The 26,169-nt window shown below is 61.3% G+C and carries 22 protein-coding genes and 1 pseudogene; 17 read left to right on the top strand and 6 right to left on the bottom strand.

From position 1 onward, the window contains the following. Position 1 precedes the first annotated feature (1 nt). Positions 2-523, bottom strand: a pseudogene (locus ACNAZS_RS22235) (S-adenosylmethionine:tRNA ribosyltransferase-isomerase); the annotation flags it as partial. A gap of 1 nt (position 524) precedes the next feature. Beyond that, the coding region (locus ACNAZS_RS22230) for an S-adenosylmethionine:tRNA ribosyltransferase-isomerase (protein WP_415792705.1) at positions 525-1,054 on the bottom strand (530 nt) is incomplete at its 3' end. A gap of 151 nt (positions 1,055-1,205) precedes the next feature. On the opposite strand from ACNAZS_RS22230, the gene dacB reads away from it, so the two are divergent. After that, the gene (gene dacB / locus ACNAZS_RS22225) at positions 1,206-2,651 is read left to right on the top strand and encodes a D-alanyl-D-alanine carboxypeptidase/D-alanyl-D-alanine endopeptidase (RefSeq protein WP_415792704.1); all 1,446 of its coding nucleotides are present in this window, start codon (positions 1,206-1,208) and stop codon (positions 2,649-2,651) included. Positions 2,652-2,845: 194 nt separating this feature from the next. After that, positions 2,846-3,484 (top strand): uracil phosphoribosyltransferase, encoded by a 639-nt coding sequence (gene upp, locus ACNAZS_RS22220; protein WP_415792703.1) that lies wholly within the window; start codon positions 2,846-2,848, stop codon positions 3,482-3,484. A gap of 132 nt (positions 3,485-3,616) precedes the next feature. On the opposite strand, the gene cysG is transcribed toward upp, so the two are convergent. Continuing rightward, positions 3,617-5,032: a siroheme synthase CysG gene (gene cysG, locus ACNAZS_RS22215; protein ID WP_415792702.1), complete on the bottom strand. Its 1,416-nt coding sequence runs from the start codon at positions 5,030-5,032 to the stop codon at positions 3,617-3,619. 105 nt (positions 5,033-5,137) lie between these two features. Beyond that, positions 5,138-5,734 carry an ANTAR domain-containing response regulator gene (locus ACNAZS_RS22210; protein WP_415792701.1) on the bottom strand — a complete coding sequence of 199 codons (597 nt, stop codon included), beginning with the start codon at positions 5,732-5,734 and terminating at the stop codon, positions 5,138-5,140. Positions 5,735-6,150: 416 nt separating this feature from the next. On the opposite strand from ACNAZS_RS22210, the gene ACNAZS_RS22205 reads away from it, so the two are divergent. The 10 genes from ACNAZS_RS22205 (at position 6,151) to ACNAZS_RS22160 (ending at position 16,906) form a co-directional block, all read left to right on the top strand. Continuing rightward, positions 6,151-7,446, top strand: a complete 1,296-nt coding sequence (locus ACNAZS_RS22205) for a CmpA/NrtA family ABC transporter substrate-binding protein (RefSeq protein WP_415792849.1) — start codon at positions 6,151-6,153, stop codon at positions 7,444-7,446. Between the two features lie 70 nt (positions 7,447-7,516). Next, positions 7,517-8,287 (top strand): nitrate ABC transporter permease, encoded by a 771-nt coding sequence (gene ntrB / locus ACNAZS_RS22200; protein WP_415792848.1) that lies wholly within the window; start codon positions 7,517-7,519, stop codon positions 8,285-8,287. A 1-nt stretch (position 8,288) separates the two neighbouring features. Further along, positions 8,289-9,149, top strand: coding sequence for an ABC transporter ATP-binding protein (locus ACNAZS_RS22195; RefSeq protein ID WP_415792700.1), 861 nt, complete (start codon positions 8,289-8,291; stop codon positions 9,147-9,149). A 52-nt stretch (positions 9,150-9,201) separates the two neighbouring features. Then, the gene (gene nirB, locus ACNAZS_RS22190; protein ID WP_415792699.1) at positions 9,202-11,640 is read left to right on the top strand and encodes a nitrite reductase large subunit NirB; all 2,439 of its coding nucleotides are present in this window, start codon (positions 9,202-9,204) and stop codon (positions 11,638-11,640) included. A 23-nt stretch (positions 11,641-11,663) separates the two neighbouring features. After that, positions 11,664-11,999, top strand: a complete 336-nt coding sequence (nirD, locus tag ACNAZS_RS22185) for a nitrite reductase small subunit NirD (RefSeq protein WP_415792698.1) — start codon at positions 11,664-11,666, stop codon at positions 11,997-11,999. A gap of 5 nt (positions 12,000-12,004) precedes the next feature. Further along, a complete protein-coding gene (locus ACNAZS_RS22180) occupies positions 12,005-14,716 on the top strand; it encodes a nitrate reductase (RefSeq protein ID WP_415792697.1) in 2,712 nt (903 codons plus the stop codon). A gap of 166 nt (positions 14,717-14,882) precedes the next feature. Next, positions 14,883-15,548: a hypothetical protein gene (locus ACNAZS_RS22175; protein WP_415792847.1), complete on the top strand. Its 666-nt coding sequence runs from the start codon at positions 14,883-14,885 to the stop codon at positions 15,546-15,548. 141 nt (positions 15,549-15,689) lie between these two features. Then, a complete protein-coding gene (locus tag ACNAZS_RS22170) occupies positions 15,690-16,007 on the top strand; it encodes an ElaB/YgaM/YqjD family protein (protein WP_415792696.1) in 318 nt (105 codons plus the stop codon). 44 nt (positions 16,008-16,051) lie between these two features. After that, positions 16,052-16,531, top strand: a complete 480-nt coding sequence (locus ACNAZS_RS22165; RefSeq protein WP_415792695.1) for a phage holin family protein — start codon at positions 16,052-16,054, stop codon at positions 16,529-16,531. A 3-nt stretch (positions 16,532-16,534) separates the two neighbouring features. Then, positions 16,535-16,906, top strand: coding sequence for a hypothetical protein (locus ACNAZS_RS22160; protein ID WP_415792694.1), 372 nt, complete (start codon positions 16,535-16,537; stop codon positions 16,904-16,906). A 48-nt stretch (positions 16,907-16,954) separates the two neighbouring features. Here the strand turns inward: ACNAZS_RS22160 and ubiD are convergent, their stop codons facing one another. Further along, the gene (ubiD, locus tag ACNAZS_RS22155; protein WP_415792693.1) at positions 16,955-18,499 is read right to left on the bottom strand and encodes a 4-hydroxy-3-polyprenylbenzoate decarboxylase; all 1,545 of its coding nucleotides are present in this window, start codon (positions 18,497-18,499) and stop codon (positions 16,955-16,957) included. Positions 18,500-18,583: 84 nt separating this feature from the next. Here ubiD and ACNAZS_RS22150 point away from each other — a divergent pair, with 84 nt between their 5' ends. Next, entirely contained in the window at positions 18,584-19,420 is an 837-nt protein-coding gene (locus tag ACNAZS_RS22150; protein WP_415792692.1) for a lytic transglycosylase domain-containing protein, read from the top strand. A gap of 67 nt (positions 19,421-19,487) precedes the next feature. Here the strand turns inward: ACNAZS_RS22150 and ACNAZS_RS22145 are convergent, their stop codons facing one another. Beyond that, on the bottom strand, positions 19,488-20,642 hold the full coding sequence (locus ACNAZS_RS22145) for a pyridoxal phosphate-dependent aminotransferase (RefSeq protein ID WP_415792691.1): 1,155 nt from the start codon (positions 20,640-20,642) through the stop codon (positions 19,488-19,490). A 31-nt stretch (positions 20,643-20,673) separates the two neighbouring features. On the opposite strand from ACNAZS_RS22145, the gene ACNAZS_RS22140 reads away from it, so the two are divergent. From ACNAZS_RS22140 to ACNAZS_RS22125, 4 genes are all read left to right on the top strand, one after another. Next, positions 20,674-21,702: a hypothetical protein gene (locus tag ACNAZS_RS22140; protein WP_415792690.1), complete on the top strand. Its 1,029-nt coding sequence runs from the start codon at positions 20,674-20,676 to the stop codon at positions 21,700-21,702. Positions 21,703-21,798: 96 nt separating this feature from the next. Next, the gene (locus ACNAZS_RS22135) at positions 21,799-24,087 is read left to right on the top strand and encodes an NADP-dependent malic enzyme (RefSeq protein ID WP_415792689.1); all 2,289 of its coding nucleotides are present in this window, start codon (positions 21,799-21,801) and stop codon (positions 24,085-24,087) included. A gap of 46 nt (positions 24,088-24,133) precedes the next feature. Then, complete coding sequence (locus tag ACNAZS_RS22130; protein ID WP_415792846.1) at positions 24,134-25,297, top strand: patatin-like phospholipase family protein; 1,164 nt, start codon at positions 24,134-24,136, stop codon at positions 25,295-25,297. After that, positions 25,294-25,758: a barstar family protein gene (locus tag ACNAZS_RS22125; protein ID WP_415792688.1), complete on the top strand. Its 465-nt coding sequence runs from the start codon at positions 25,294-25,296 to the stop codon at positions 25,756-25,758. Before ACNAZS_RS22130 ends, ACNAZS_RS22125 begins: the two co-directional genes overlap by 4 nt. Positions 25,759-26,169 lie beyond the last annotated feature (411 nt).

Here is a 26,169-nt window from a genome sequence, read left to right as displayed (position 1 = left end):
GTCAAGAATGGGAAGATTCGATAAACATCGCGTCACCGTAGCTGAAAAAGCGGTAGCGTTCGGCGACAGCGTGTGCGTAGGCGCGGCGGATGGGGTCGACACCGGCCAGGGCCGATACCAGCATCAGGAGCGTGGATTGCGGCAAATGAAAGTTGGTGATGAGCGCGTCAACCACTTGATAGCGGTAGCCGGGCGTGATGAATAGACGCGTGTCGCCCTGTACGGGCATCAATGGGGCATCGGCGCCCGCCGGGTTTTGCGCGGCGGCCGATTCCAGGGCGCGTACGCTGGTGGTGCCGACGGCGATAACCCGCCCGCCCCGAACGCGTGTGCGCGCGATGGCGTCGATCACGGATTGGCCGACGGTATACCACTCGGCGTGCATGATGTGATCCGCCAGATTGTCGACGCGCACCGGTTGAAAGGTGCCGGCTCCCACGTGCAGGGTGACAAAAGCGCGTTCCACGCCCAGGTCCGCGACGCGATCCAGCATGGCCTGGTCAAAGTGCAGGCCCGCCGTGGGNGCGGCAACCGCGCCCGGCTCGCGTGCGTAGACGGTCTGGTAGCGCGACTCGTCGGTGGCATCCGCCGCATGAGTGATGTAGGGCGGCAACGGTGTGGCGCCATGGGCGTCCAGCAGATCCAGTACGGGGGCCGGGAAACGCAGGTCAAAAAGCTCGCCCTCCCGGCCTAGCACGGTGACGTCGAATGCCTCGGCCAGGTGCAGTGTCATGCCGGGGCCGGGCGATTTGCTGGCGCGTACATGGGCCAATGCGCGGTCGGATTCGATGATGCGCTCGACCAGGACTTCGACCTTGCCGCCGGTGGCCTTTTGGCCGCTGAGGCGGGCCTTGATGACGCGCGTATCGTTAAAAACAAGCAGATCACCCGGGCGCAGTAGATTTGTCAGATCGGGGAACACCCGATCGTGCAAAGCGCCCGTGGCATCCAGGTGCAGCAAGCGGCTGCCGTCGCGCTGTGCCGCAGGGGTCTGGGCAATGAGCTCGGGGGGCAGGAAATAGTCGAAATCGGAAACAGAAAAGGTCGAGGACACGCGGTGCAATTCAAGTAAGGCGCCAGGGAATGCCCGGGGAATCAGCCAAGGGCAGGCGCGAATAGGGCCATATTGTAAGTGCTGATCGCGAAACGCCCATGTTTCGGTATGCTTGCGTCTTTGATTGGATGGGTATCGTGGCGAGCGGAGCATGACAAGGCGGGCGGACAAGCGAAACGGATGGGTGAGGCGATGGTTGGCGGCGTGCGCCCTGTTGGGGGCCGCTGTGGCGGTGCAGGCTCAGGGCGTGATGCCCGATGAGTTGAGCCGCGCCTGGCGGGCCTCGGGATTGCCGGACGAGTCCTTGTCTTTAATCGTCCAGGAGCTTGGCGGGCCGCGCATGATGGCCATCAACGCGACGGAGCCGCGTAACCCCGCCTCGGTGATGAAGCTAGTGACCACGTGGTCCGCCCTGGCGGAACTAGGGCCCAACTATGTATGGCGTACCGATTTTCTGGTTGCGCCGGGCGTGCGACCCGACGCGCATGGCGCGCTGTCGGGGCCGTTGTACCTGCGAGCGGGCGGTGATCCCTATTTGTTGATGCAAGACATGTGGACTCTGTTGCGTGAGCTACGGCTGCGCGGGGTCAAGAAAATCGGTGATCTCGTTATCGACCGCAGTATTTTTGGCCAGGTCGCGACTGACCCCGGGGCGTTTGATGGCGCGCCGGACCGGGCTTACAACGCGAGCCCGGATGCCTTGATGGTGGGGTTTGGCGCGCTACGCCTACTCTTCACGCCTGACCAGGTTGCACAAAAATGGGTGCCGATCGTTGATCCTCCTCTACCGGGCTTGCGGCTGGAGGGGGAGGTGCAATGGAGTTCGGCGCGCTGCCCCGGTCCGCCGATCGTGACCACCGATCCGGTGCTGACGCAGCAAGGAGTGACGATCCGCCTGGGAGGCACCGTGGCGGGCTCTTGCGGCGAGTTCAGTCTGTATCGGTTGGCGCTGTCGCAGCCGGAGTTTGCGGAGTCCCTGTTCCGGATGTTGTGGAGAGAGCTGGGCGGTACGTTCACGGGCAAGATTCGGGCAGGAAAAGTGCCTTCTGACGCCGTGGTGCTAGCGTCGCACGAGTCTGCCCCGTTGGGCGAGGCGATCCGTCAGATCAACAAGCGAAGTAATAACGTCATGGCCCGTACGGTGCTGTTGACATTGGGCGCCGAGCGCGGTGCGCGGCCGGCGACCACGCAGACGAGCGAGGCCGTGGCCAAGTCGGTGCTGTCCTCGCAAGGGCTGAATATGCCCGAACTGATCATGGATAACGGGGCGGGTTTGTCGCGCGACGCGCGTGTGTCGGCGGAAAGCCTGGCATCGATGTTGACGCTGGCCTGGCACTCGCCGCTGATGCCCGAGTTTATATCGTCGCTATCGATCGCTGGCGTAGACGGGACGATGCGGCGGCGCTTGAAAGGGGACGAGACGGTCGGGATGGCTCACCTCAAGACCGGTTCGCTGCGTGACGTCCGTGCGGTGGCGGGCTATGTAATGGGCGTCAGTGGCAAGCGCTACGTGGTCGTCAGCATGGTCAACGATCCGAACGCGGGTAAGGTGCGCGCCTTTGATGACGCGCTGATCGCCTGGCTGGCGGCTCAGTAAAATCTCAACAAGGGGTCGCCTGGCGCATGGAGGCCGCGTAAATGACCGGCATCAAGCCGGCAAACGGTTTACGATTGCGCTATCTGGCAACCGGGCGGCATGGCCGTGATAAGGGCAGGACACAATACTCCCGTATATTGCCCCGCTCCGACCCGCTTGAATTGCTGCCCTTTGTTTCCTGGAGATTTCCGCTCATGCCCGTGCATGAAATCCGTCATCCGCTGATTCGCCACAAGCTTGGCATCATGCGCCGCGCTGACCTCAGCACCAAAAGTTTCCGTGAATTGTCCCAAGAAGTCGGAGCGCTGCTGACGTATGAGGCCTCGAAAGATCTGCCTCTGGCGGCGTCTACCGTTGAAGGCTGGTGCGGCACCGTCGCGGTCGAGAAAATCGCGGGCAAGAAAGTGACCGTGGTTCCTATCCTTCGGGCAGGGATTGGCATGCTGGATGGCGTGCTAAGTTTGATCCCCGGCGCCAAAGTGAGTGTCGTCGGCGTGGCCCGCAATGAAGAAACCCTGCAGGCCCATACATATCTGGAGCGTTTGGTGGGCGAGCTGGATCAGCGCCTGGCGCTGATCGTTGACCCCATGTTGGCCACGGGCGGTTCGATGGTCGCCACCATCGATATGCTCAAGCGCGCCGGCTGTCGCGAGATTCGGGCGCTGGTGCTGGTGGCAGCACCACGGGGTATTCAGGCCGTGTTGGACCTCCACCCGGACGTCCATATCTATACCGCTTCGATAGATGAAGGCCTGAACGAACACGGCTACATCATTCCCGGCTTGGGCGATGCTGGCGACCGCATCTTCGGCACGAAGCAAAAAACCGAGTAGGGCTGCGCAGGCAGTAAAGGAGGGCGGGTGCCCGATGTCGCGTCTGCGCCAGAAAGCACCCGTTTGTCAGCCTGGCCTCGGCCCAGTGTCTCAGCTCATCACCGTCGGCGCGTCGCCCTCAGCACGTCACCCTCAGGCGGCGAGCGCCTCACGCTGGCCTTGTTCGTAGCGGCCAAACCAGTGGAGTTGCCGAGCGAGGCCGGCGACTTCGCCCACGATCAACAGGGCCGGAGAACGCACCTCGTGGCTGCGCGCCACCGCGGCAAGTTCGGCCAGTTGGCCGGCCACGACGCGCTGTTCGGGACGGCTGCCGTTCTCGATCAGGGCAAAGGGGGTATCGCCCGCGCGGCCATGGCTGATCAGGCGGTGGGATAGGGTTTCCAGTTGCCCCACCCCCATATAGAACGCCAGTGTTTGATGCTCGCGCGCCAATCCGGCCCAGTCGAGCGTGTCTTCGTCTTCGCGGCAATGCGCGGTGACCAGACGCACGGATTGCGCATGATCGCGATGGGTCAGTGGGATACCCGCATAGGCGGCACAGGCCAGGGCGGCCGTAATGCCGGGCACGACTTCGTAGGGCACACGGTGCGCGCGCAGATACTCGAGTTCTTCGCCGCCACGGCCAAAAATAAACGCGTCGCCGCCTTTGAGGCGCACCACGCGGCGACCCGCTTGAGCGTGTTCGATCAGCAAGGCGTGAATGCGCGCCTGGGTGGCGTTGTGGTCTTCGCCCGGAAGTTTGCCCACGGAGACGCGGTCGGCATCGCGGCGGGCCAGCGCCAGCACGGCGGAGCTGACCAGTCGGTCGTACAGGATGATGTCGGCCTCATTCAATGCGCGCAAGGCTTTCAGTGTCAGCAACCCGGGATCGCCTGGCCCGGCACCCACTAGCACCACACTGCCACGGCTGGTGGCTTGCGGGGCGTCGAGTTCGGTTTTCAATACGCGTTCGGCTTCGGCGGGTTGCTGTTGGCGCAGCAAACTCGCCACAGGGCCATCGAGCAGCCAGTCGTAAAAATGACGACGCTGTTTCAGGTCTGGCCGACGCTCGCGGATGCGAGGGCGGTAACGCGCGGCGAGTGCGGCCAAAGATCCCAATGAATGATCAAAGAGGGATTCAATTCGCTCGCGCATTCGTCGCGCCAGCACTGGCGCGACGCCCGATGACGAAATCGCCACGATCAGGGGTGAGCGATCGACGATGGAGGGCACTTGAAACGACGATAGCTCAGCATCATCGACCACATTACTGAAAATGCGACGAGCTTGTGCCGCTTCGGAGACTGCGGCATTGACTGCCCGGTCATCGGTGGCCGCGACGACCAGCCAGGCGTCATCCAGCCATTCCGGCTGAAACGCGCCCGCCAGGACATGGATGCGGCCTTGTGCGGCCCACTGCGCCAACGCGGGCGTCAGCTCGGGTGCGCCGACCTGCACCTCGGCCGAGGCTTCAAGCAGCACTTGAACCTTGCGTTCGGCGACGTCTCCGCCGCCGACGACCAGTACGCGTCGACCCTGCAAGTCAGCAAATAAGGGGAAAAGCTTCATGAAGTGATCAGCCTGGCGGGACGTACCCGCATACATCAACGATCATAGGGACAGCATTACATCTCTACAACTTTTGATTTATTGGATTGATATAACGACAAGTGATTAAGCGACGCCTCCCGGCTTGCCGCCCAGCCATTGCGCCATGTCGACGACTTCGCGCGCCACATCGCCCAGACGCCGTTGGCTTTGCATGGCGCGTTCACGCAGCAGCCGGTGCGCTTGTTCTTCGGAAACGCCGCGTAACTCCATCAGCAATCCCTTGGCACGCTCGATGGATTGGCGATCCGCCAGCCGCAGGCGCGCGTCGGCCAGTTCGCTGCGGCGCGCGCGTTCGACCGCACCGCGTTCGATGGCCACAGTCAATAGCAGTTGGATGCGTTCGGGGGGCACGGCGCCCACCACATAGGCGGCCACGCCGGCTTTCAAGGCGGCACGGATCGTCTCACGGTTGCCGTCATCGGTAAACATGACAACGGGTCGCGCGCTGTATTCGCTGGCGACACAGACGTCTTCCAGCGTATCTCGGGCCGGGGCATCGGCGTCAATGAGCACCACATCGGGTTCAAGTTGATTAATGGTCTCGGCCAGATCCATGCCCGCGGGACGCTCGGCGACGACGCGCACGCCGGCCGCCGCCAGCGTTTCTCGCAAGGACGCGGTGCGCCCGTCTCCGTCGGTGAGAAGCATGACCTTAAGCATGATGACTCCTGTTCATCCGGATAGATGCAAGATCCGTGCCATCAGGTGACCGTTGTCCAGTCGGTGCGTTCTACGCGCGTCGAAAACACCCCAGTCGGGTAAAGGCACTGCGGTCGACGCGTGTGTTTGCCCACAGATGGGGCGGTGGGCACGGAAACGGTGAGTTGCGCTGCGGTTTATGCGCCAGTGTGGTGCATGAGCGAGTCCATGCTCGAAGCCTGCTCGCGAAAACCGCAGTTGGCATGATGTTTGCTTCTTGATGCCTGGAGGCCAATGGCGGTCTCCGATCGTTGGCGCGAGACCTTCCGCTGGTCTGTCGCGCGGCGACTCAATATGAACAATGGCGTTCTGCACATCCCGTCAGGTGGTTACCTGCGGGTGCAGGACGCTTTTTTTTGGAGTCCCCAATGACCGGCATGCCCCGCAAGATTGATCTGGCTACCGCCCCCATTGAGCAGGTAGGCGCTGCGAATGCGCAGCGTCGCAAATGGTTGGGCAATACGGCCAAGGCCGTGGCGGGTGCGGGGCTGCTGAACATGGTCGACCCATTGGTGCGGGCGGGGGCGTGGGCGGCTGGTACGGACGCACCCGAGAAAACCGAGGTGCGCATTGGCTTTATCCCCCTGACGGATTGCGCGTCTGTGGTGATGGCGTCGGTATTGGGTATTGATCAAAAGTACGGCGTGAAGATTGTTCCCACCAAAGAAGCCTCATGGGCGGGCGTGCGCGACAAACTGATCAATGGTGAATTGGATTTCGCACACGTGCTGTATGGCTTGGTGTATGGCGTGCATCTGGGCATTGGCGGTCCAAAGAAAGAGATGGCGGTCCTGATGAGCCTGAGCCAGAACGGCCAGGGCATCACGCTGTCATCCAAACTTCACGAGGCGGGGGTGACAGATGGCGAGTCGCTGCGACAGCTGATGCAGACCGACAAGCGCACCTATACCTACGCGCAGACGTTTCCCACGGGCACGCATGCCATGTGGCTGTACTACTGGCTGGCGGCCAATGGAATTAATCCGATGCAGGATGCGCGTGCGATCACGGTGCCGCCTCCGCAGATGGTGGCCAATATGCGCGTGGGCAATATGGATGGCTTTTGTGTGGGCGAGCCTTGGGGCGCACGCGCCATCATGGATCGCATCGGTTTTACGGCGGCGACGACGCAGCAGATCTGGGCCGATCATCCCGAGAAAGTGTTGGGCACGACATCAGCGTTTGTCAGCACGAATCCAAATACCGCTCGCGCCGTGACGGCCGCCGTGATCGAGGCGGGAAAGTGGATTGATGCTTCCCCTGACAATCGTCGCAAGACGGCCGAAACGATTGCGGCAAAGTCCTATGTCAATACGGCTGTCGATGCCATCGTTGATCGCATGCTGGGTCGATATACCAATGGCCTGGGCAAGACGTGGGATGACGCGCATGCGATGCGCTTTTACGGCGACGGTGAGGCGTCCTTTCCCTATCTGAGCGATGGCATGTGGTTCCTGACGCAGCACAAGCGCTGGGGTTTGCTAAAGGCGCATCCGGACTATCAAACGGTGGCGCAGGCGATCAATCGCATCGATGTGTATAAGCAAGCCGCGACGGCCTCGGGGGCGTCGCTGCCCGATAGCGAGTCGCGCGTGTCTGTCTTGATGGACGGTGTGCGATGGGATGGCAGCAATCCGGTGGCTTACGCCGATAGTTTCCAGATCAAAGCTTGATAAGGGGCATGTGATGTCGACGACTTTGGCCACCGAGATGTCGTCTCGCCAGATCGCCTGGCGTGCGGCGATGGAGCGTCTGTTGCGTGTGGCGGTTGGACCGCTGGCGGGTTTCGCGTTGCTAGTGCTGATCTGGCAGGCCATTGCCATGTCGATCCCGGAGATTCCCACACCCGGTGTGACCTGGGATGCCGCGCGGGACCTGTTTGCGGATCCGTTCTATGACAACGGTCCCAACGATCAAGGCATCGGTTGGAACGTATTGGCGTCGTTGCAGCGCGTCGCGATTGGCTTTGGCCTGGCGGCGCTGGTGGGGATTCCCGCGGGATTCGTGATGGGACGCTACGCGGCGGCCAGCGCCATGTTTTCGCCGATTGTCAGTCTGTTGAGACCCGTATCGCCATTGGCGTGGTTGCCGCTGGGGTTGTTGTTGTTCAAAGGGGCAAATCCCGCCGCGATCTGGGCGATTTTTATCTGTTCGATCTGGCCCATGGTGATCAACACCGCGGCGGGCGTGGCACGTGTTCCTCAGGACTACTTGAACGTCGCGCGCGTGTTGAATCTGTCGGAATGGCAGGTGGTGACCAAAGTTCTGCTGCCGTCGGTGTTGCCGCACATCTTGACCGGCGTGCGTCTATCGATTGGCACGGCCTGGTTGGTGATCGTGGCCGCCGAAATGTTGACAGGCGGCACGGGGATTGGCTTTTGGTTATGGGACGAGTGGAACAACCTGAAGGTCGAACACATCGTCATCGCCATTTTCGTGATCGGCATTGTCGGGTTGCTGCTGGAGACCGCGTTGGTGCGGCTGGCGCGTCGTTTTGCTTACACCGAGGAGTGACATGATGGAAAAGTTTGTGCGTATCGAAAACGTCGGCCAGACTTTTGTGACGTCTCGTGGGACGTTCGTCGCGCTACGCGATGTCAATCTGACTGTGGCGCAAGGCGAGTTTATTTCCCTGATTGGCCATTCGGGCTGCGGTAAATCCACGCTGTTGAATCTAGTTGCGGGTCTGACGCGGCCGACATCAGGCGTGTTGCTGTGTGCCGAGCGCGAAATCGCCGGGCCTGGCCCGGATCGCGCGGTCGTGTTCCAGAATCATTCGTTGTTGCCATGGCTGACCTGTTTTCAAAACGTGCATCTGGCGGTGCAGCGTGTCTTCGGCGCGATCGAAACCAAAGCTCAGCTCGCGCAACGCACCCATGCCGCCCTGGAACTAGTGGGCCTGGCGCATGCGCAAGCCAAATTGCCTGGCGAAATATCGGGGGGGATGAAGCAGCGCGTGGGCATTGCCCGCGCGTTGGCCATTGAGCCAAAAGTCTTGTTGATGGATGAGCCTTTTGGCGCGCTGGATGCCTTGACCCGCGCCCATTTACAGGACGAGTTGCAGAAGATCGTGGCGGCCACGCGCAGCACCACCATCATGGTGACGCACGATGTCGACGAGGCAGTCCTGCTGTCCGATCGTATTGTCATGTTGACGAATGGACCGGCAGCCACGATCGGCGAGGTCTTGACGGTGCCGCTCGCGCGCCCGCGTGATCGCGTGGCCCTGTCGGGTGATCCGGCGTATCTGGCTTGCCGTACCGCGGTGGTGGATTTTCTGCATCGCCGCTACGGCAATCCGACTTTGTCACACAAGTCCACCGTGGTGGCGAGCGTAAGCGAGCCTGACGAAACCCTCGAAATCGCCAGCGGTTGAGGCCGCAACGCAAAACAAGCAACGACGCAATACGAGTAACACGAGAGACATCATGGAAAAGAAACTGAAACTGGTGATGGTGGGCAATGGAATGGCCGGCGTACGTACGCTGGAAGAACTGCTGAAAATTGCCCCTGATCTGTACGACATCACGGTGTTCGGCTCCGAGCCGTATCCCAATTACAACCGCATTCTGCTCTCGCCGGTATTGACGGGTGAGCAGACCTTGAAAGATATCGTACTCAATGATGTGGACTGGTACCAATCCAATGGGATCGATCTGCGCATGAACTGCAAGGTTGAACGCATCAATCGCGCGCGCCGCATCGTGATTGGAGAAGACGGCAGCGAGGTGCCCTACGATCGCCTGTTGCTGGCGACGGGCTCGAATCCGTTCATCTTGCCCGTGCCCGGAAAGGATCTGGAGGGCGTGGTGACGTTTCGCGATATCCGTGATGTCAACTTGATGATCGAAGCCGCCCGCACACATAAGCGCGCGGTGGTGATCGGCGGCGGGTTGCTAGGCCTGGAGGCGGCCAGCGGTCTGGCCGCGCGCGGTATGGATGTGTCGGTGGTGCACTTGGGACCAGGCTTGCTGGATCGTCAGTTGGATCCGCAGGCGGCTTTGCTGTTGCAGCGGAGTCTGGAGTCTCGTGGTTTGAAATTCTTGATGCCGCGCCAGACCGAAGCCCTGCTCGGCAGTGACGACGGTCGTGTGCGCGCCGTGCGCTTTGCCAACGGTGAAGAGATTGAGTCGGATCTGGTGGTGATGGCCGTCGGTATCCGTCCTAACACCGAGCTGGCCGAGAGTTGCGGGCTGTATGTGAATCGTGGCGTCGTGGTCAGCGACACCCTGCAAACCTATGACCCTTTGATTTATGCGGTGGGCGAGTGCGTCAGCCATCGCGGCACGGCCTATGGTCTGGTGGCACCCTTGTTCGAGCAGGCCAAAGTCGCGGCCAACCATCTGGCGTTGTATGGCATTGGCCGATACGAAGGCAGCGTGACCTCGACCAAACTGAAAGTCACCGGGATCGATGTGTTCTCGGCGGGAGATTTTTTGGGTGGCCAGGGGACGGAAGAAATCACCCTGGCCGATCCTGTGGGCGGCGTCTACAAGAAATTGGTGCTGAAAGACGACAAGCTCGTCGGGGCCTGCCTATACGGCGACACGGCCGACGGCGCGTGGTATTTCCGGTTGATACGCGAAGGCAAGCAACTGGAGTCGATGCGCGATCAACTGATGTTTGGAGAGAGCGCGATCGGTGGCGATACGGGTCATTCCGGCGAAAACCGTGCGATCGGCATGGCCGATACGGCGGAAGTCTGCGGCTGCAATGGCGTATGCAAGGGCACTATCGTCAAGGCGATCCGTGACAAAGGTCTGTTTACAGTGGATGAGGTGAAAAAGCACACCAAAGCGGCCAGTTCTTGCGGGTCGTGCACGGGGTTGGTCGAGCAGATCCTGATCAATTGCGTGGGTGGCGCGGCCGACGTCAAACCCAAATCCGCCAAGCCCATTTGCGGTTGCACGGATTTGACCCACGGCGAGATACGCAAAGCCATCCGCGACCATCATCTCGTGACGATTCCCAACGCCATGCATTTCATGGATTGGCGTACGCCCGATGGCTGCACGACATGCCGCCCGGCGCTGAACTACTACTTGTTGTCCACCTGGCCCGGCGAGGCCCGCGACGATAGTCAGTCGCGATTGGCCAACGAACGTATGCACGCCAACATCCAGAAAGATGGCACGTATTCGGTGGTGCCACGCATGTGGGGCGGGGTGACCAACCCGTCCGAACTGCGGCGCATTGCCGACGTCGCCGACAAATATTCGATCCCGATGGTCAAGGTCACGGGCGGTCAACGCATCGACTTGCTGGGCGTGAAAAAAGAGGACCTGCCCAAGGTCTGGGCCGACCTCGACATGCCTTCTGGCCACGCGTACGGCAAGAGTTTACGTACCGTGAAAACGTGCGTGGGCAGCGAATTTTGCCGTTTCGGCACGCAAGACTCCACTGGCATGGGCATTGCGCTGGAAAAAGACCTGGTAGGCATGTGGAGTCCGCACAAGGTCAAACTGGCGGTCTCCGGATGTCCGCGTAATTGCGCCGAGTCTGGTATCAAGGACGTCGGCATCATCGCCGTGGACTCCGGTTGGGAGCTCTACGTAGGAGGCAATGGGGGCATCAAGACCGAGGTGGCGCAATTTTTCGTCAAGGTCAAAACGGCCGAAGAAGTCCTGGAATATAGCGGCGCATTTTTGCAGCTGTATCGCGAGGAAGCGTTCTATCTAGAGCGTACCGTGCACTACCTGGCGCGCGTGGGCCTGGAGCACGCGAAGGCTCGCGTGGTCGAAGACGCGGCCAATCGTGCGGAACTCTACTCGCGCTTGAAATTCGCCATTTCCTTCGAGAAGGATCCTTGGGAAGAGCGGCGTGAGACTCAGCCTGCCGCACGCGAATTCCAGTCGCTGACTGTCTAACTTTTTCCTGGATGACTGACATCATGTCGCAAGCCGCTACCTGCCAATGGCGCAGCATTTGCCATATTAATGACATCCCTCCGTTGGGCGCACGCGTCGTCCAGCGGCCCGGCCAAGAGAACGTGGCGATTTTTCGCACGAGTGACGATCAGGTTTTTGCTGTGGTCGATCGGTGCCCGCATAAGGGAGGCCCGTTATCGGCGGGCCTGGTGCATGGCCATTCGGTGGCTTGCCCTCTGCATGGATGGGTGCTGGACCTGACCAGTGGTCAGGCCCAGGCGCCTGATGAGGGCTGTGTACAGACCTTGCCGATCAAGATCGATGGCGGTGCGATTTCTCTCGCGCTGGACGAGGACTGAGGCGCATGGATACGGTGTCGCTGCATCTGGGGACGCGCGCGGGGGCGACGGGCGAGCGCACCGTGAGTTCGGTTTGCTGCTATTGCGGCACGGGTTGTGGGGTACGTGTGACGGCGCAGGACGCGCGCGTGTTGCGTGTCGAGGGAGATCCCGATCACCCGGCGAATCGCGGAAAACTGTGCAGCAAGGGCCTGATGCTGGCCGATACCGTTCGGCGTGACGAGGCCCGCGTGCTGCGTGCGCAATGGCGCCCCGAGCGCGGTCGCGAGCGCTCGCCGGTCCCATTGTCGGATGCCCTGGATCTCGCGGCAGGCAAGCTGGCGACTGCCATTCAGTTGTACGGGCCCGACTCGGTGGGGTTTTATCTGTCGGGTCAATTGCTCACCGAGGACTACGCGGTTTTCAATAAGTTGGCGCGCGCATTGGTCGGTACGAACAACATCGATACCAACTCACGTTTATGCATGTCCAGCGCGGTCTCGGGCTACAAATTGACGCTGGGCGCTGATGCGCCGCCTGCCTGCTATGACGACCTGGAGTTGGCCGACACGGTGCTGATTGCGGGTTCCAATATGGCCTATGCCCACCCGGTGCTGTTTCGCCGGCTCGAGGTCGCCAAGGCTGCGCGCCCAGAGATGAAGATCATCGTGATCGATCCACGTCGCACCGATACCACGGCGCTGGCCGATCTGCATTTACCTATCGTGCCAGGCACGGATGTCGCGCTGTTCCATGCCATGTTGAATGTCATGGTGTGGGACGGGTTGATTGATGCGGCGTATATCGCCGCGCACACGGCAGGTTTTGATGCCCTGAAATCCCGCGTGCAGGAGTTCACGCCGCGGGCAGCACAGGACGTGTGCGGCGTGCCCGCGGCCGATATCGCGCTGGCGGCGCGCTGGTTTGGTCAGGCGGGTGCGGCGCTGTCGCTGTATACGATGGGACTGAATCAATCCAGTAGCGGCACGGCCAAAAACGGCGCGTTAATCAATCTGCATCTGGCGACGGGGCAGATTGGCCGTCCGGGGGCGGGCCCATTTTCCCTGACGGGGCAACCCAATGCCATGGGAGGGCGAGAGGCCGGCGGGATGGCGACGTTGCTGCCAGGTCATCGAGACCCGGGTATATCGGCGCATCGCCAGGAGGTCGCCGCGTTGTGGGGCGTAGACCAATTACCCGAGACGGCCGGCAAGCCCGCATTGGAAATGTTCGACGCGGTACTCGACGGGCAGATCAAGGTGCTGTGGATCGCGGCCACCAATCCAGCCCAGTCACTGCCTGATCAAGCCAAGGTGCGCGCGGCGCTGCAAAGGGCCGAGTTCGTGATCGTTCAGGAGGCCTATGCGGGCACTGAAACGCTGGCCTATGCTGATCTGGTGCTGCCTGCGGCGACCTGGCCGGAAAAATCCGGCACGTTGACGAATTCCGAGCGTCGTATCAGTCGCGTGCGCAGCGCCGTGCCGCCGCCCGGTGATGCCCGGCCGGATTGGCAATTGGCCGTGGGGGTGGCGCAACGTTTGGCGCGATTGATCGCGCCCGGTAAGGGAGCTTTGTTCGATTATGCCGATGAAAGCGCGGTGTTTGCCGAGCATGCGCGTACGACGGCAGGGCGCGATCTGGATTACAGCGCGGTGGACTACGCCTTGCTGGATCGCACGGGACCCGTGCAGTGGCCGTATCGCGATGGCGTATCGACGGCGCGTTTGTACACCGATGGGCAGTTTGCGACAGCGGATGGACGCGCGCGCTTTTACGATACGGGCTATATGCCCGTCGCCGAGGCAGTGTCGGCGCCTTTCCCTTTGCGATTAACGACGGGCCGATTACGCGATCACTGGCACACCATGACGCGAACAGGCTTGTCCGCGGCGCTGACGCGGCATGTCGAGGAGCCCTGGTTATCGCTGCATCCGATTGACCTGGAGCGCGCCAAGTTGCAAGCAGGTAGCCTGGCGCGCGTGAAGTCGCGTCGCGGTTCGATGGTGTTGCCGGTGCGTGCCGACGATGCGCTCAGACCAGGCCATGTTTTCTTGCCGATGCACTGGGGCAGTGCCTTTATGGCCGGCCTGGGCGTGAATGCATTGACGAATCCCGCTCGCGATCCCGTATCTCGCCAGCCCGAGCTCAAGCATGCGGCGGTGGCCATCGCGCCCGCGCATTTGCCATGGCAGGTCATGGGATGGCTGGCGGGAGACCCATCGGTGTTGCGAGCGCAATTGGCGCCCTGGTTGCGTCGTTTCGATTATGCCGTGGTGCTGCCCTGCGCCGTCGGACCGGGGGTTCGATTGCGTTTGGCAGCCGATTCGCCGCCGCCCGACCATGTGCTGGATGCCCTGGCCCAGGCGCTGGGACTGGAGAAGCCCGACGCGGCATTTGACGACCCGTCGCGTGGCGTCCTGCGACGGGTGCGGTTGCAGGATGGCCTGCCGACGGCATTTTTGCTGGCGGGCGATGTGCGCGCCCATGATGGCTTGCTGGCCTGGGCCGAAGGAGGCGCGGCACCGGCCAGCGTGGCCATGCTGCTGATGGGACGTAACCAGGCGGTGCCGCGTTCGCGTACGGTGTGCGCCTGCGTCGGTGTGACGGAGCAGGAGATCCTGGCGGGCACGCAATCCGGCCTGGATGCCGAGGGCCTCACGGCCAAATTGGGGTGTGGCACGGGTTGCGGCTCGTGCATGCCGGAAGTTCGTCGTCTTGCTGCATTGCATACCGCCTGAATTACACACGGCTTGAAACGTGAAACATGCGTAAACGGTGTAGCATCAATCCGTCTGGTATTGGTGCCACGACTTTTTTTTGCGTTTCCTGGAGTCTTGCGTAGTGACACGAAATTTTTCTTTTTGGGTCTTGGCGGGATGCGCCAGTCTGGTCACGCCGGCCGCGATGGCCGGGGTATGCGATGCCCGCTTTATGCATGACGGGGGCGCCGTACAGCTCACCGGATCGGGCAATCTCAAGCTGGGGGCCGATCTGGGGTTTACAGAGGTCTCCAAGACGGACTCGGCAAACTGCCGCGCGCGGGTACAGGGGACGGCCATGTTCAGCTATGCCGGTTTGCCGGCCAGCCAGTCCAAGCTCGATTATCTGATGACGATCAAGCAAGGGCAAGCCACCTTTGTGCGATATGCCCAGGCGGGCGAGCAGCCGCGGTCCGAGGGGCAATTTGATTTACGGATGCTGGGGTTGTTTGCCTACGACCGGCAGATCACGGGGCAGGGGCAACGCATGCCCGGCGCCACCTATCGGCTCAATATCGGTAAAGAGGCGCCCGTAGGCGGGCAGCCCAGTACCGTGGTGCGCATCGGCGAGAAAACCGTCGGCGCAAAGGCCTCGCTGGATACGGCATTGGGGCGCCAATCGTGCTGGCCGATTCGTTATAGCCGTGATACCGATCCCACGATGGCCACATTCAAGGGATTGACACTACCCATTCCCGGTATGAAGACGACGGTAACCGACTGGTATTGCCCGGACGTGAGCCTGGTGATGCGCCAGGACATTGACCAGAGTGGCGTGAAGTCTGCCGTGGAAATTACGCAGGTCAGATAGCGCAAGATTGAAGGGGGGCTTGTGATTGGCGAGGGTGCCCCTATGTACAAGGTGGAAGGTTGGACGTCATATTTGTCTTGCAGCGAGCGCGCTGGCAGGCTGGTATGATGAACTCATCGCGACATACTCAGAGGAGCTTTTATGACTACACGACGTTCAGACGAAGCCGCTAAAGAAAAACTCATCGACAGCGTGAAAAGCAGCCTGAGCGATGCAGAAGACCTGCTGCGCGAGGCCGCCTCCAGTTCTGGCGACAAAGCATCCGAGTTGCGTGATCGGGCGATGGTGTCGCTCAAACGTACCCGCGAAGCCCTATACGATGCGCAAGACGCCGTGCTGGAACGTGGTCGCAAGGCGGCGCGTGCCACCGATGATTACGTGCACGACAATCCCTGGCAGGCGATTGGCGCCGCCGGTATGGCGGGCCTGTTGCTCGGCCTGTTGATCGCTCGCCGTTAAAGACATGGGCCGGCCTTGATCGGCTGGCCTGGTCTTGTCTATTTATGGGATTGCGTACCTCTATTTCTGGCGTAGGGAGCACCCTGCTTGGGTTGCTGCGCACGCGTCTGGAATTACTCTCTCTTGAGGCCGCCGAAGAAAAAACGCGGCTGATCAAGTTGCTGGGTATGGCGTTTGCCTCCTTGCTCTTTGTGACCTTGGCCGTGTTGGTGTTCACGGTCACGATCGCGGTGGCGTTTTGGCCCACCGAGGACCGTTATGTGGCGCTGGGCCTGCTGGCGGGGGTGTATGCCCTGATCGGCATCGTGCTGTTATGGCTGATACGCCGCGAGCTGTTGTTCGGTGCCACGCCGTTTTCGGCCACTATTGAAGAACTGGGCCGCGATGCCGATCTGCTGGACCGTGTGCGGGCTGCTCAGGCCGAGGCGGATCACGCCGAGCAGGCCGAAAAAGCCGAACAAGAAGCACAAGACGAACGCGAGTTGCAGGCTCGTCGCGTGACCTCTCGACGAGGGCGGAGCTAAACGATGGCAAAATCTCCGACCGCCATGGATCGCGCTGTCCGTATTGAATTGCTGCGCGCGCGTGCAGCCTTAGAGCGAGAGTCCCTGGCACAAGATATCGCCGCGGCGAGTCGCTCGGTCCGGCCGGGCAGTTTGCTCAAGCGCTGGCTGCCGAGCCTGGCCAAAGGCAATGTGTCGCGTCTGATGTGGCAAGGCTTTACGCTGGCGCGGCGCTATCCTTTTGTCAGCTCTACGTTATCCGCCTTGATCATGGGGCGCGGTAAACGTGCGGGCTTGTTCAAATTGGCAGGCGGCGCCTTACTGGGTTGGCAGGCCTTCAAGGCTTGGCGCGGCAGCAAGCTTGAGGCCGGGGCCCACGCCGACCGCGACGCCTAGTGGCACTAAAGTAGGCCCTTATAAAGCAGGCCGTTGTCAATCAGGCCACTACAGCCCCAGTTCTCCCCACATCGCATCCACGCGTTGTTTGACGTCTGCGTCCATGGTGATGGGGCGACCCCATTCGCGGTCGGTTTCACCTGGCCATTTGTTGGTCGCGTCCAGCCCCATCTTGCCGCCCAGGCCGGATACCGGCGAGGCGAAATCCAGGTAATCAATCGGGGTGCGTTCCACCATGACGGTGTCGCGCACCGGATCCATGCGCGTAGTGATGGCCCAGATGACTTCTTTCCAGTCCCGGGCGTCGATGTCTTCGTCCACGACGACGATGAATTTCGTGTACATGAACTGGCGCAAGATACTCCATACGCCGAACATCACCCGCTTGGCATGGCCCGCGTATTGTTTGCGGATCGACACTACTGCCATTCGGTAACTGCAGCCCTCGGGCGGCAGATAGAAATCCACGATCTCGGGTAATTGACGACGCAAGAGCGGCACGAACACCTCGTTGAGCGCGACTCCCAGTACCGCCGGTTCATCGGGCGGCTTGCCCGTGTAGGTCGAGTGATAGACCGGGTTGCGGCGCAGGGTGATGCGATCCACTGTAAAGACGGGAAACCAATCCTGTTCGTTGTAATAACCCGTGTGGTCGCCGTAGGGGCCTTCGAGGGCCATTTCGTAGCCGGTCTGCGGCGGGGGCGTGACCCCTTCGGGGACAGTCGGCGCGACCGCGCGCGGATCGGTCGTGGGGAGCAGATGGCCTTCGAGCACGATCTCGGCCCAGGCGGGCACGGAAAGCTCGCTGCCCAGGGCCTGGGCGACTTCGGTGCGAGAGCCTCGCAACAAGCCGGCAAACTGGTATTCGGACAGACTGTCGGGGACGGGTGTGACGGCTCCCAGAATGGTGGCGGGATCGGTGCCCAGCGCCACGGCAACTGGAAACGGTGTGCCCGGATAGGCGCGTGCATGTTCGCGAAAATCGAGCGCGCCGCCACGATGCGACAGCCAGCGCATGATCAGCTTGTTGGGCGCAATCGGCTGTTGGCGATAAATCCCCAGATTCTGGCGGCGGGCATGAGGGCCGCGCGTGATGACCAGGCCCCACGTCAAGAGGGGCGCGACGTCACCGGGCCAGCAGGTCTGGATGGGCAGTCGGCTCAGATCGACATCGTTGCCTTCCCAGACGATCTCCTGGCAGGCGGGGCTGCGTATGCGCTTGGGGGCCATGTCCCAGAGCGCGGATTTCAGCATGGAGATTTTCCCGAAGGCGTCGCGCAGATTGCGCGGTGCCTCGGGTTCGCGCAGCGAGGCCAGTAGTTCCCCAGTTTCACGGAGCGCGCTGACGTCTTCGGCACCCATTCCCCAGGCAACACGCTTGGGCGTGCCAAACAGGTTGGCCAGCACGGGCATGCCGGCGGGCGCGCCATGGTGCGTGGCGTTTTCGAACAGCAGGGCGGGGCCCTCGGCACGCAGGACACGGTCGGCGATCTCGGTCATTTCGAGGTGCGTCGAGACCCGCGTGGCGATGCGTTTGAGTTCGCCCCGTTGCTCTAATTGCCGTAAAAAGTCTCTCAAGTCGCGGTATTTCACTACAGATCCAGGTCAATTCGTTACATTTTCGAGCGTAAACAGAGGTTAACATCCAACGTTCTTCTCTTTACGCGGGAGGCCTTCATGCCCGATGCGTCAGTGGCCGGCATCTTTCATCAGCCGGCCCAAGGAGTGCACCACCGTATTGCTGAATGGTTGCGTATCTGCTGTACCTATTTGGGTATTGCGGTCATTGTGACTGTCAGTATGAGTCTTGCTGTGCCCGGTTTGCGCGACCAGGCCTTGCAGGTGCACAAAGCCTTGTTGACCGCCCTAGCGCCTACATCCATGCCGTCCGGCTCGCTTGTCGATGCCAGTGGCGATCCCCTTGTCTATGACACCCCTTCGGCGATTGTCATGGCGATTCCTGCTGCGCCGTCCAGTAACGCCACTGGTTTTCTGGGTCCGCTACGCACGGATTTTCCCCCGGCTCCATCCAAAAAGGTGGCACGTAATACGGTGTCCAGTCCGCAGGCGGAGGCATTGCGCAACTATATCTCGCGCAAGTACCGCGTGGCGTATGACGCGACAGGTGTTTTGATCAATACCACCTACAAGGTGGCGCGCGAAAAAGAGCTGGATCCGCTGCTGCTGTTGGCGGTGATCGCGATCGAGTCTCGCTACAACCCCTTTGCGGAAAGCTCCGTAGGGGCTCAGGGCCTGATGCAGGTCATGACGCGTGTGCACAAGGACAAATTCGAGAAACTGGGTGAGGGCGCGACTGCGCTTGATCCTACGTCGAATATCCGGGTCGGCAGTACCATTTTGAAAGACTGCATCACGCGACGTGGTTCGGTCGACGCTGGTCTGGCCTGCTATGTCGGCGCGACCGGCCCCAGTGATGGCGGCTATGGTGCCAAGGTGCAGGCAGAACGTCGCCGGCTGGCGTTGGCGGCCGGTATTGCCCTGGCGCGTGATTGATCACGCGCTTTGAATCTGGTTTGCACCAGATTCAAAGCGAGCACTTTTTACGCGTTTTCCCTGCGTTTCAGAGCACGGTGCCGATGCGGCGCACGGCTTCCTGCAAACGGTCCAGTCCGGTAGCGTACGAGAATCGCATCGTGTGGTTGCCGTGAGCCGGACCGAAGTCCAGTCCGGGGACCGCCGCGACGCCGGCCTCGTGCAGCAATCGCTTTGCGAAGATCACGCTATCGACACCTTGCGCGGCAATATCTGCATAGATGTAGAACGCGCCGTCGGGTTTGACGGGGACATGCAGCCCCATGCGCTCGAATTCGGGCAGCAGATAGTCGCGACGCTGTTTGAACGCCTCGCGACGATGTTCGTAAATCTTGAGTGTGTCGGGCGCAAAGCACGCCACGGCGGCGTGCTGTGCCAGTGTTGGTGCGCAAATCGCCAGACTGGCGGCCATTTTTTCGATGGGTCCGGCCAGGCGCTCGGGAACGATCATCCAGCCCAGGCGCCATCCCGTCATGTGAAAGTACTTTGAGAAACTGTTGATGACGATGATGTCATCGTCCAGCGTCAAGGCAGAACGCGCCTGGTTTTCATAGCTGAGCCCCAGATAAATCTCATCGACGATGGCAAAACCCTGGCGTTCGCGTACGGCGTGCAGCAAATCGGCCAACTCATCGCGCGCGATGCTGGTGCCGGTGGGATTGCTGGGCGAGGCCACCAGGACGCCGCGTGTCTCGGGTGTCCAATGGTCTCGCACGTCTTGTGCCGATAACTGGAACCGCTTTTCCGCGGTACTGGGGATCAGGCGCGGGCGACCACCCGCGGCCAGAATGAAATTGCTGTTGGCCGGATACGAGGGGTCAGGCATGAGGACTTCCGCCCCGGTGTCGACCAATGCTGCGCAGGCGAGCGACAATGCGCCCGAGGCCCCGGCGGTGACAATGATGCGCGCGGGGTCGACCTTGGCGCCGAATTCCGTTGCGTAGAATTGGGCAATGGCCTCGCGCAACGCGGCCAGACCGGCCGGGGCACTGTATCCGCTCAGGCCGGCTTGTGCCGCACGCTCCAGGGCTTCCACGACTTGTGGGGGCGCGGTAAAGTCCGGTTCACCAATCCCGAGGCTGATGATGTCTTTTCCCATGGCTTGCAGCGCCTGGGCTTCTTTAAAGACCTCGACGGCGTGAAAGGTGAGGAATTGTTGGACGCGTGATGCAAGGCGCGACATGGTAGTTCTCGTAACGAAAAAGGAATTGTAGATGCAGCCATCGCGGCGCGCATTTTTGTTTGGCCGGCAAACGCCGCTGACGCCCTGGCAAGCCTTTCGCGAGCGTCTGGCGCGCGGGGTGCAGGGGCGGGTGCAGAGCCTGGGGAATGAATCGGCGTGCCGTCTCCGGCTGGTACCGGCCTGGCTCGATGATGTACGCCATGCACGAGCGCTGTGCGCCGAGTATGGCGTGACATTGTTACTGGACGGCCTTGATGACGCCGGCGCCGCGCTCGCATCTACGGTCCCGGGTCCTATATTTGTCGATCCCGCACGCACCGCTCCCGCGTTTACTGATCTCACACCCGAAGATCCCGCCTCTGCTGACTCCCCTTCTGCTGATCCCGCTCCGTTGGATCCTGTTCTTGACACGCAAGACGGCTCCCCGGTGCTATACGTCGATCCATCATTGTTGAACACGCTGACGTCCGAGTCCGACGCCGGTCAGTGGCTTGCGCAGCCCGGATGCCGATTAGGCGATCTCGCCGACGCCGGCTTGTCTCAGTTCCGCGGCGCGCCTGCCGAATTGACCCTGGCGGCCTGGCTGGCGCATGCTCATGGTTGGGTGCCTGGCAGGACGGCCGCGAGCGGTCTGGTGGGCGTCGATGTGCTGTTGTCGGACGGTACGACCGAAAGGCTGGGACCGTTTGGTGCGTCCGATTTGCGTCCCCTGCGTTCAGCAACCGTGCAGCGTTTGGTACCGGCGCTGTTTCAGCTCTCGAACTCGCCGGATAGTGTGACTTGTCGCAATGCATCCCGTTGGCCCTGCCGCTATCGGCTGGATGCATTACTGCCTGCCGAGTCCGCTGAGGTCAACTTGGCGCATTTGCTGTTGGGGCACGGTGGGTCGCTGGCCTGGGTGGAGTCGCTGGTATTGACGCCGGGCGAGGCGTGGGCAGGGCCAGCCGCTGGCCAGGGGACGGCATTACCTCCCGTGCCAGCCGACGCCGTCGGGCCGGCCCGCCGGCTGGAAAGACGCATCAAGACCGCGTTCGATCCCCTGGATTTGTATGGGGATTGACGGTTGCGCTGCGGGTTCGCGCGACGGGAGAGTAAGATTGTTGCCTACTAAGCTAGAATCCCCCACTCCCGTGGATTAACCGAGTAGCCCTGCCTTATGGATGCCAATTTTCGCAAAGCCGCACTTGAATATCATGAGTCTGGCCGCCCCGGCAAAATCTCCGTCACCCCGACCAAGCAGTTGTCCAACCAGAGAGATCTGGCTTTGGCCTACTCGCCTGGTGTCGCGGCGGCGTGCGAAGAGATCGTCGCCGACCCCGTTAATGCCGTGCGTTACACCGCACGCGGTAACCTGGTTGGTGTGATTACCAACGGTACCGCAGTGCTGGGCCTGGGCAACATCGGCGCGCTGGCTTCCAAGCCCGTCATGGAAGGCAAGGCCGTCCTGTTCAAAAAATTTGCCGGCCTGGACGTATTCGATATCGAAATCAACGAAACCGACCCCGATAAACTAGTCGAAATCATCGCCGGCCTGGAGCCGACGTTTGGCGGGATCAACCTCGAAGACATCAAAGCACCGGAGTGTTTTATCGTTGAGCGCAAACTGCGCGAACGCATGAAAATCCCGGTATTCCACGATGACCAACACGGAACCGCCATCTGTGTGTCGGCCGCCTTTATCAACGGTCTGAAGGTTGTGGGCAAAGATCTCGACAAAGTCAAAGTCGTGACCTCTGGCGCCGGCGCGGCCGCGCTGGCGTGTCTGGACCTGATCGTCGATCTGGGCGTGCCCGTCGAAAACATCTGGGTGACTGACCTTGAGGGCGTGGTGTATCAGGGTCGCGTTGCCTTGATGGACCCCGACAAAGAGCGTTTCGCGCAAAAAACCGATTTGCGCAAGCTGTCCGAGGTCATCGAGGGCGCCGACGTGTTTCTGGGCCTGTCGGCAGGCGGTGTGCTCAAGCCCGACATGGTAGCGGCCATGGCCGCTCGCCCGGTCATTCTGGCGCTGGCCAACCCCAACCCGGAAATCATGCCCGAAGATGCGCATGCCGTGCGCGATGACATCATCATGGCGACTGGCCGTTCCGATTACCCGAACCAGGTCAATAACGTCCTGTGCTTCCCGTATATCTTCCGTGGCGCGCTGGACGTCGGGGCCACCACGATTACGCGTGAAATGGAAATGGCGGCCGTGTACGCCATTGCCAAACTCGCCCAAGAAGAGCAAAACGAAGTGGTCGCGGCGGCCTATGGCATGTACGACGTCAGCTTCGGTCGTGAATACCTGATTCCCAAACCCTTCGATCCGCGCCTGATTACCCGCATCGCACCTGCCGTGGCCAAGGCCGCTATGGATGGTGGTGTGGCGACCCGCCCGCTGGCCGACCTGGAAGCGTACGTCGAGCAATTGCAGCAGTTTGTGTACCACTCGGGCGCATTCATGAAGCCCCTGTATTCGACCGCCAAGAGTCTGGTGCGCGATGGCGGCAAGGCTCGCGTGGTCTACACCGAGGGCGAAGACGAGCGCGTGTTGCGAGCCGTCCAGGTCGTGGTCGACGAAGGCCTGGCTAAGCCCATCCTAGTGGGTCGTCCGGCCGTGCTGGCCGCCCGCATCGAAAAATTCGGCCTGCGTTTGCGCCTGGGTGAGGACGTCGAGGTCACCAACCCCGAATATGACGAGCGATTCCACCAGTACTGGACGACTTATTGGGAAATGATGTGTCGTCAGGGCATCAGCAAGGAAATGGCGCGCGTCGAAATGCGTCGCCGCCTGACCCTGATAGGGGCGATGATGCTGCATCGGGGCGAAGTCGACGGCATGATCTGCGGGACGGTCAGCACCTATGCCGAGCACTTGCGTTTCATCGATCAAGTCATCGGCAAGCGCCCCGGCGCCAAGGTCTATGCCGCCATGAATATCGTGCTGCTTGATGAGCGTGTGGTCGCGTTGGTCGACACACATGTCAATGACGATCCGACGGCTGAACAAATCGCTGAAATCACGATTGCAGCCGCAGAAAAAATGAAGTGCCTGAACCTGGCGCCCAAGATCGCCCTGCTGTCACGTTCCAACTTCGGTACCAGCAGCTCGTCCTCCGGCACCAAGATGCGCGAGGCGCTGGCCCTGGTGCGCGAGGCCGCGCCGGATCTGGAAATCGACGGTGAAATGCATGGCGATTGCGCGTTGGACGAAGCCCTGCGCATGCGCGTCCTGCCGTCGTCCACGCTGAAGGGTTCCGCCAACCTGTTGGTGTGTCCCAACGTGGATTCCGGGAATATTGCATACAACCTGCTCAAGACGGCGGCCGGCGGTAACGTGGCCGTGGGGCCGTTCTTGCTGGGAGCCAATGCGCCCGTGCATATTCTGACATCCAGCTCCACCGTGCGCCGTATCGTCAACATGACCGCCCTGGTCGTCGTTGATGCGAACGTCGTCAAATAGCAGTCAGCAAGCTCTCTGTCAGCCCAGTTCCCCGACTGGACTGGTGCTGACGGGCGGTGGCGCCCGCGCGGCCTATCAGGTAGGCGCGCTGGTCGCCATCATGGACATTCTCGATCCAGAATACCGCCCGGGTTTTCGTAATCCCTTTCCCATCATCTGCGGTACCTCCGCCGGCTCCATCAACGCGGCAGCCTTGGCTTGCCGCGCCGATCGGCCTCACCTGGCCGTCCGTCGTATCCGACGCCTATGGGAATCTCTGCGCACCGACATGGTGTATCGAGCCGACGCACCGGGCCTGATCAAAACCGGGGTTCGCTGGCTGGGCCTGCTGACCCTGGGCTGGATGTTTTCCGGACTGGGCCGTGAGCGCCCCCGTTCCTTGCTGGACAACCGTCCTTTGGCCGACTTGCTCACCCGGACACTGGATTTCAACCGCCTGCAGGCCAATCTGCAATACAACGCCCTGACCTCGCTGGCGATCACCGCCTCGGGCTTCACGAGCGGCGAGCACTTGACGTTTTACCAATCCAACCACAGCATTGATCCCTGGCATCGCTCGCTACGGCGTGCCCTGCCGGTACGCCTCGGCGTCGACCATCTGATGGCATCGTCATCCATTCCGCTCGTGTTTCCGGCGCAATCTATCAACGTGCAGGGCCAGTGGGAATGGTGCGGCGACGGCTCCATGCGGCAATTGGCGCCGATCAGCCCGGCGATCCACTTAGGCGCCGAACGGGTGTTGGTTATTGGCACTAGTTTTCGTGATGACACCCATCCCGAAAAACGCGAGCAGGCCCCCCCTTATCCGAGCCTGGCGCAGGTCGGGGGGCACGTGATGTCCAGTCTTTTTCTGGACGGCCTGTCGATGGATGTCGAGCGTCTGGAACGCATTAACGAATTGGTCACGTACATCGGGCACGATCCCGCAGTGGCAGGAGGACTTCGACGGGTAGACGTGCTGACGTTGACCCCTAGCCAGTCGCTGGATTTGCTGGCGCTCGATTATTTGACAGAAATGCCCCTTGAGGCCCGTACCCTTTTTCGCGTACTCGGTGTATCGTCCGACCCAGATCGTTCAGGTGGTGGAGCGCTGATGTCATATTTGTTGTTCGAAGGTGCTTACACTCGGAGATTGATTGATCTGGGGTATGCCGATACGATGCGGCGTAGCGAGGAAGTTGAGGCTTTTTTCAAGGAGGGCCAGGCATGACGCGAAATGGCCAGTCTACGTTGCAGCGCCAACTGAGCAGTGGTGGCGCGATCGATCATGACGGTGTGCAGAAAGAGGCCCTGGTGGAGGCTGCGCGTGAACGCGGACTTGCGTTCATGGCGGCCGATTGCGACCGCGCTCGTAGCCGCTCAGCGGTAATGCGAGCCATCGCCAAGGCAGTGGATTTTCCCGTCTATTTCGGCGGTAATTTTGATGCGCTGTATGACTGCCTGTGTGACACCGTGCTGGACCAAAAAGTCGGCATCGTGTTGTGGCTGGTCAAGTTGCATTCGGGCGATCCGGCATTGGCCGACGACGCCGCACAGATCGAGTCCGTGTGCTCGGACGTGGTGACATTTGCCGAAGAAAACGGGCGAGTTTTCTGCTACATCATCGAGCATGCGGGCAAGCATCCTGATCCGGAGCCGGGGGTTGCCGCGGCGCGCTACGGAGAAGGGTGAGTTTTTTTGCGTGGCGTTGGAGGGCATGCGGTCTCAGAGGTCCTTGAGGCGTCCCGGTCGTGTGCGTGTGGGTCNCNCCGGCCAGATCGCGACGGCTCGGCCCATAAGCACGGGNCTACCCGCCGCTCTAACTGGCCGGCGCGACCCANACGCACACGACCGGGACTCACAACAATGGCATGCCCAGGTCGTCAGGCCGTCGCTGTTCCAGGTATATGCCTTTTGATACATGCCCCCCTGGCCCTGGACATCGCAAGTTAACCATCACTACGCCAGCAACGCACACCAGCATCCGTAAGTTGTACATAACACGAGCCGAGCGGCGCCGGTGTATAGCCACCGCCGGCCAGATCGCAACGGCTCGGCCCATAAGCACGGGCCGAGGTCCCGCTGCGCGGGACTACCCGTCGT

It is taken from the genome of Bordetella tumulicola, from assembly GCF_965138755.1.
In the GTDB taxonomy this organism is placed as follows: domain Bacteria; phylum Pseudomonadota; class Gammaproteobacteria; order Burkholderiales; family Burkholderiaceae_B; genus Bordetella_A; species Bordetella_A tumulicola.
This window is presented reverse-complemented; position numbering and strand designations above follow the sequence as displayed.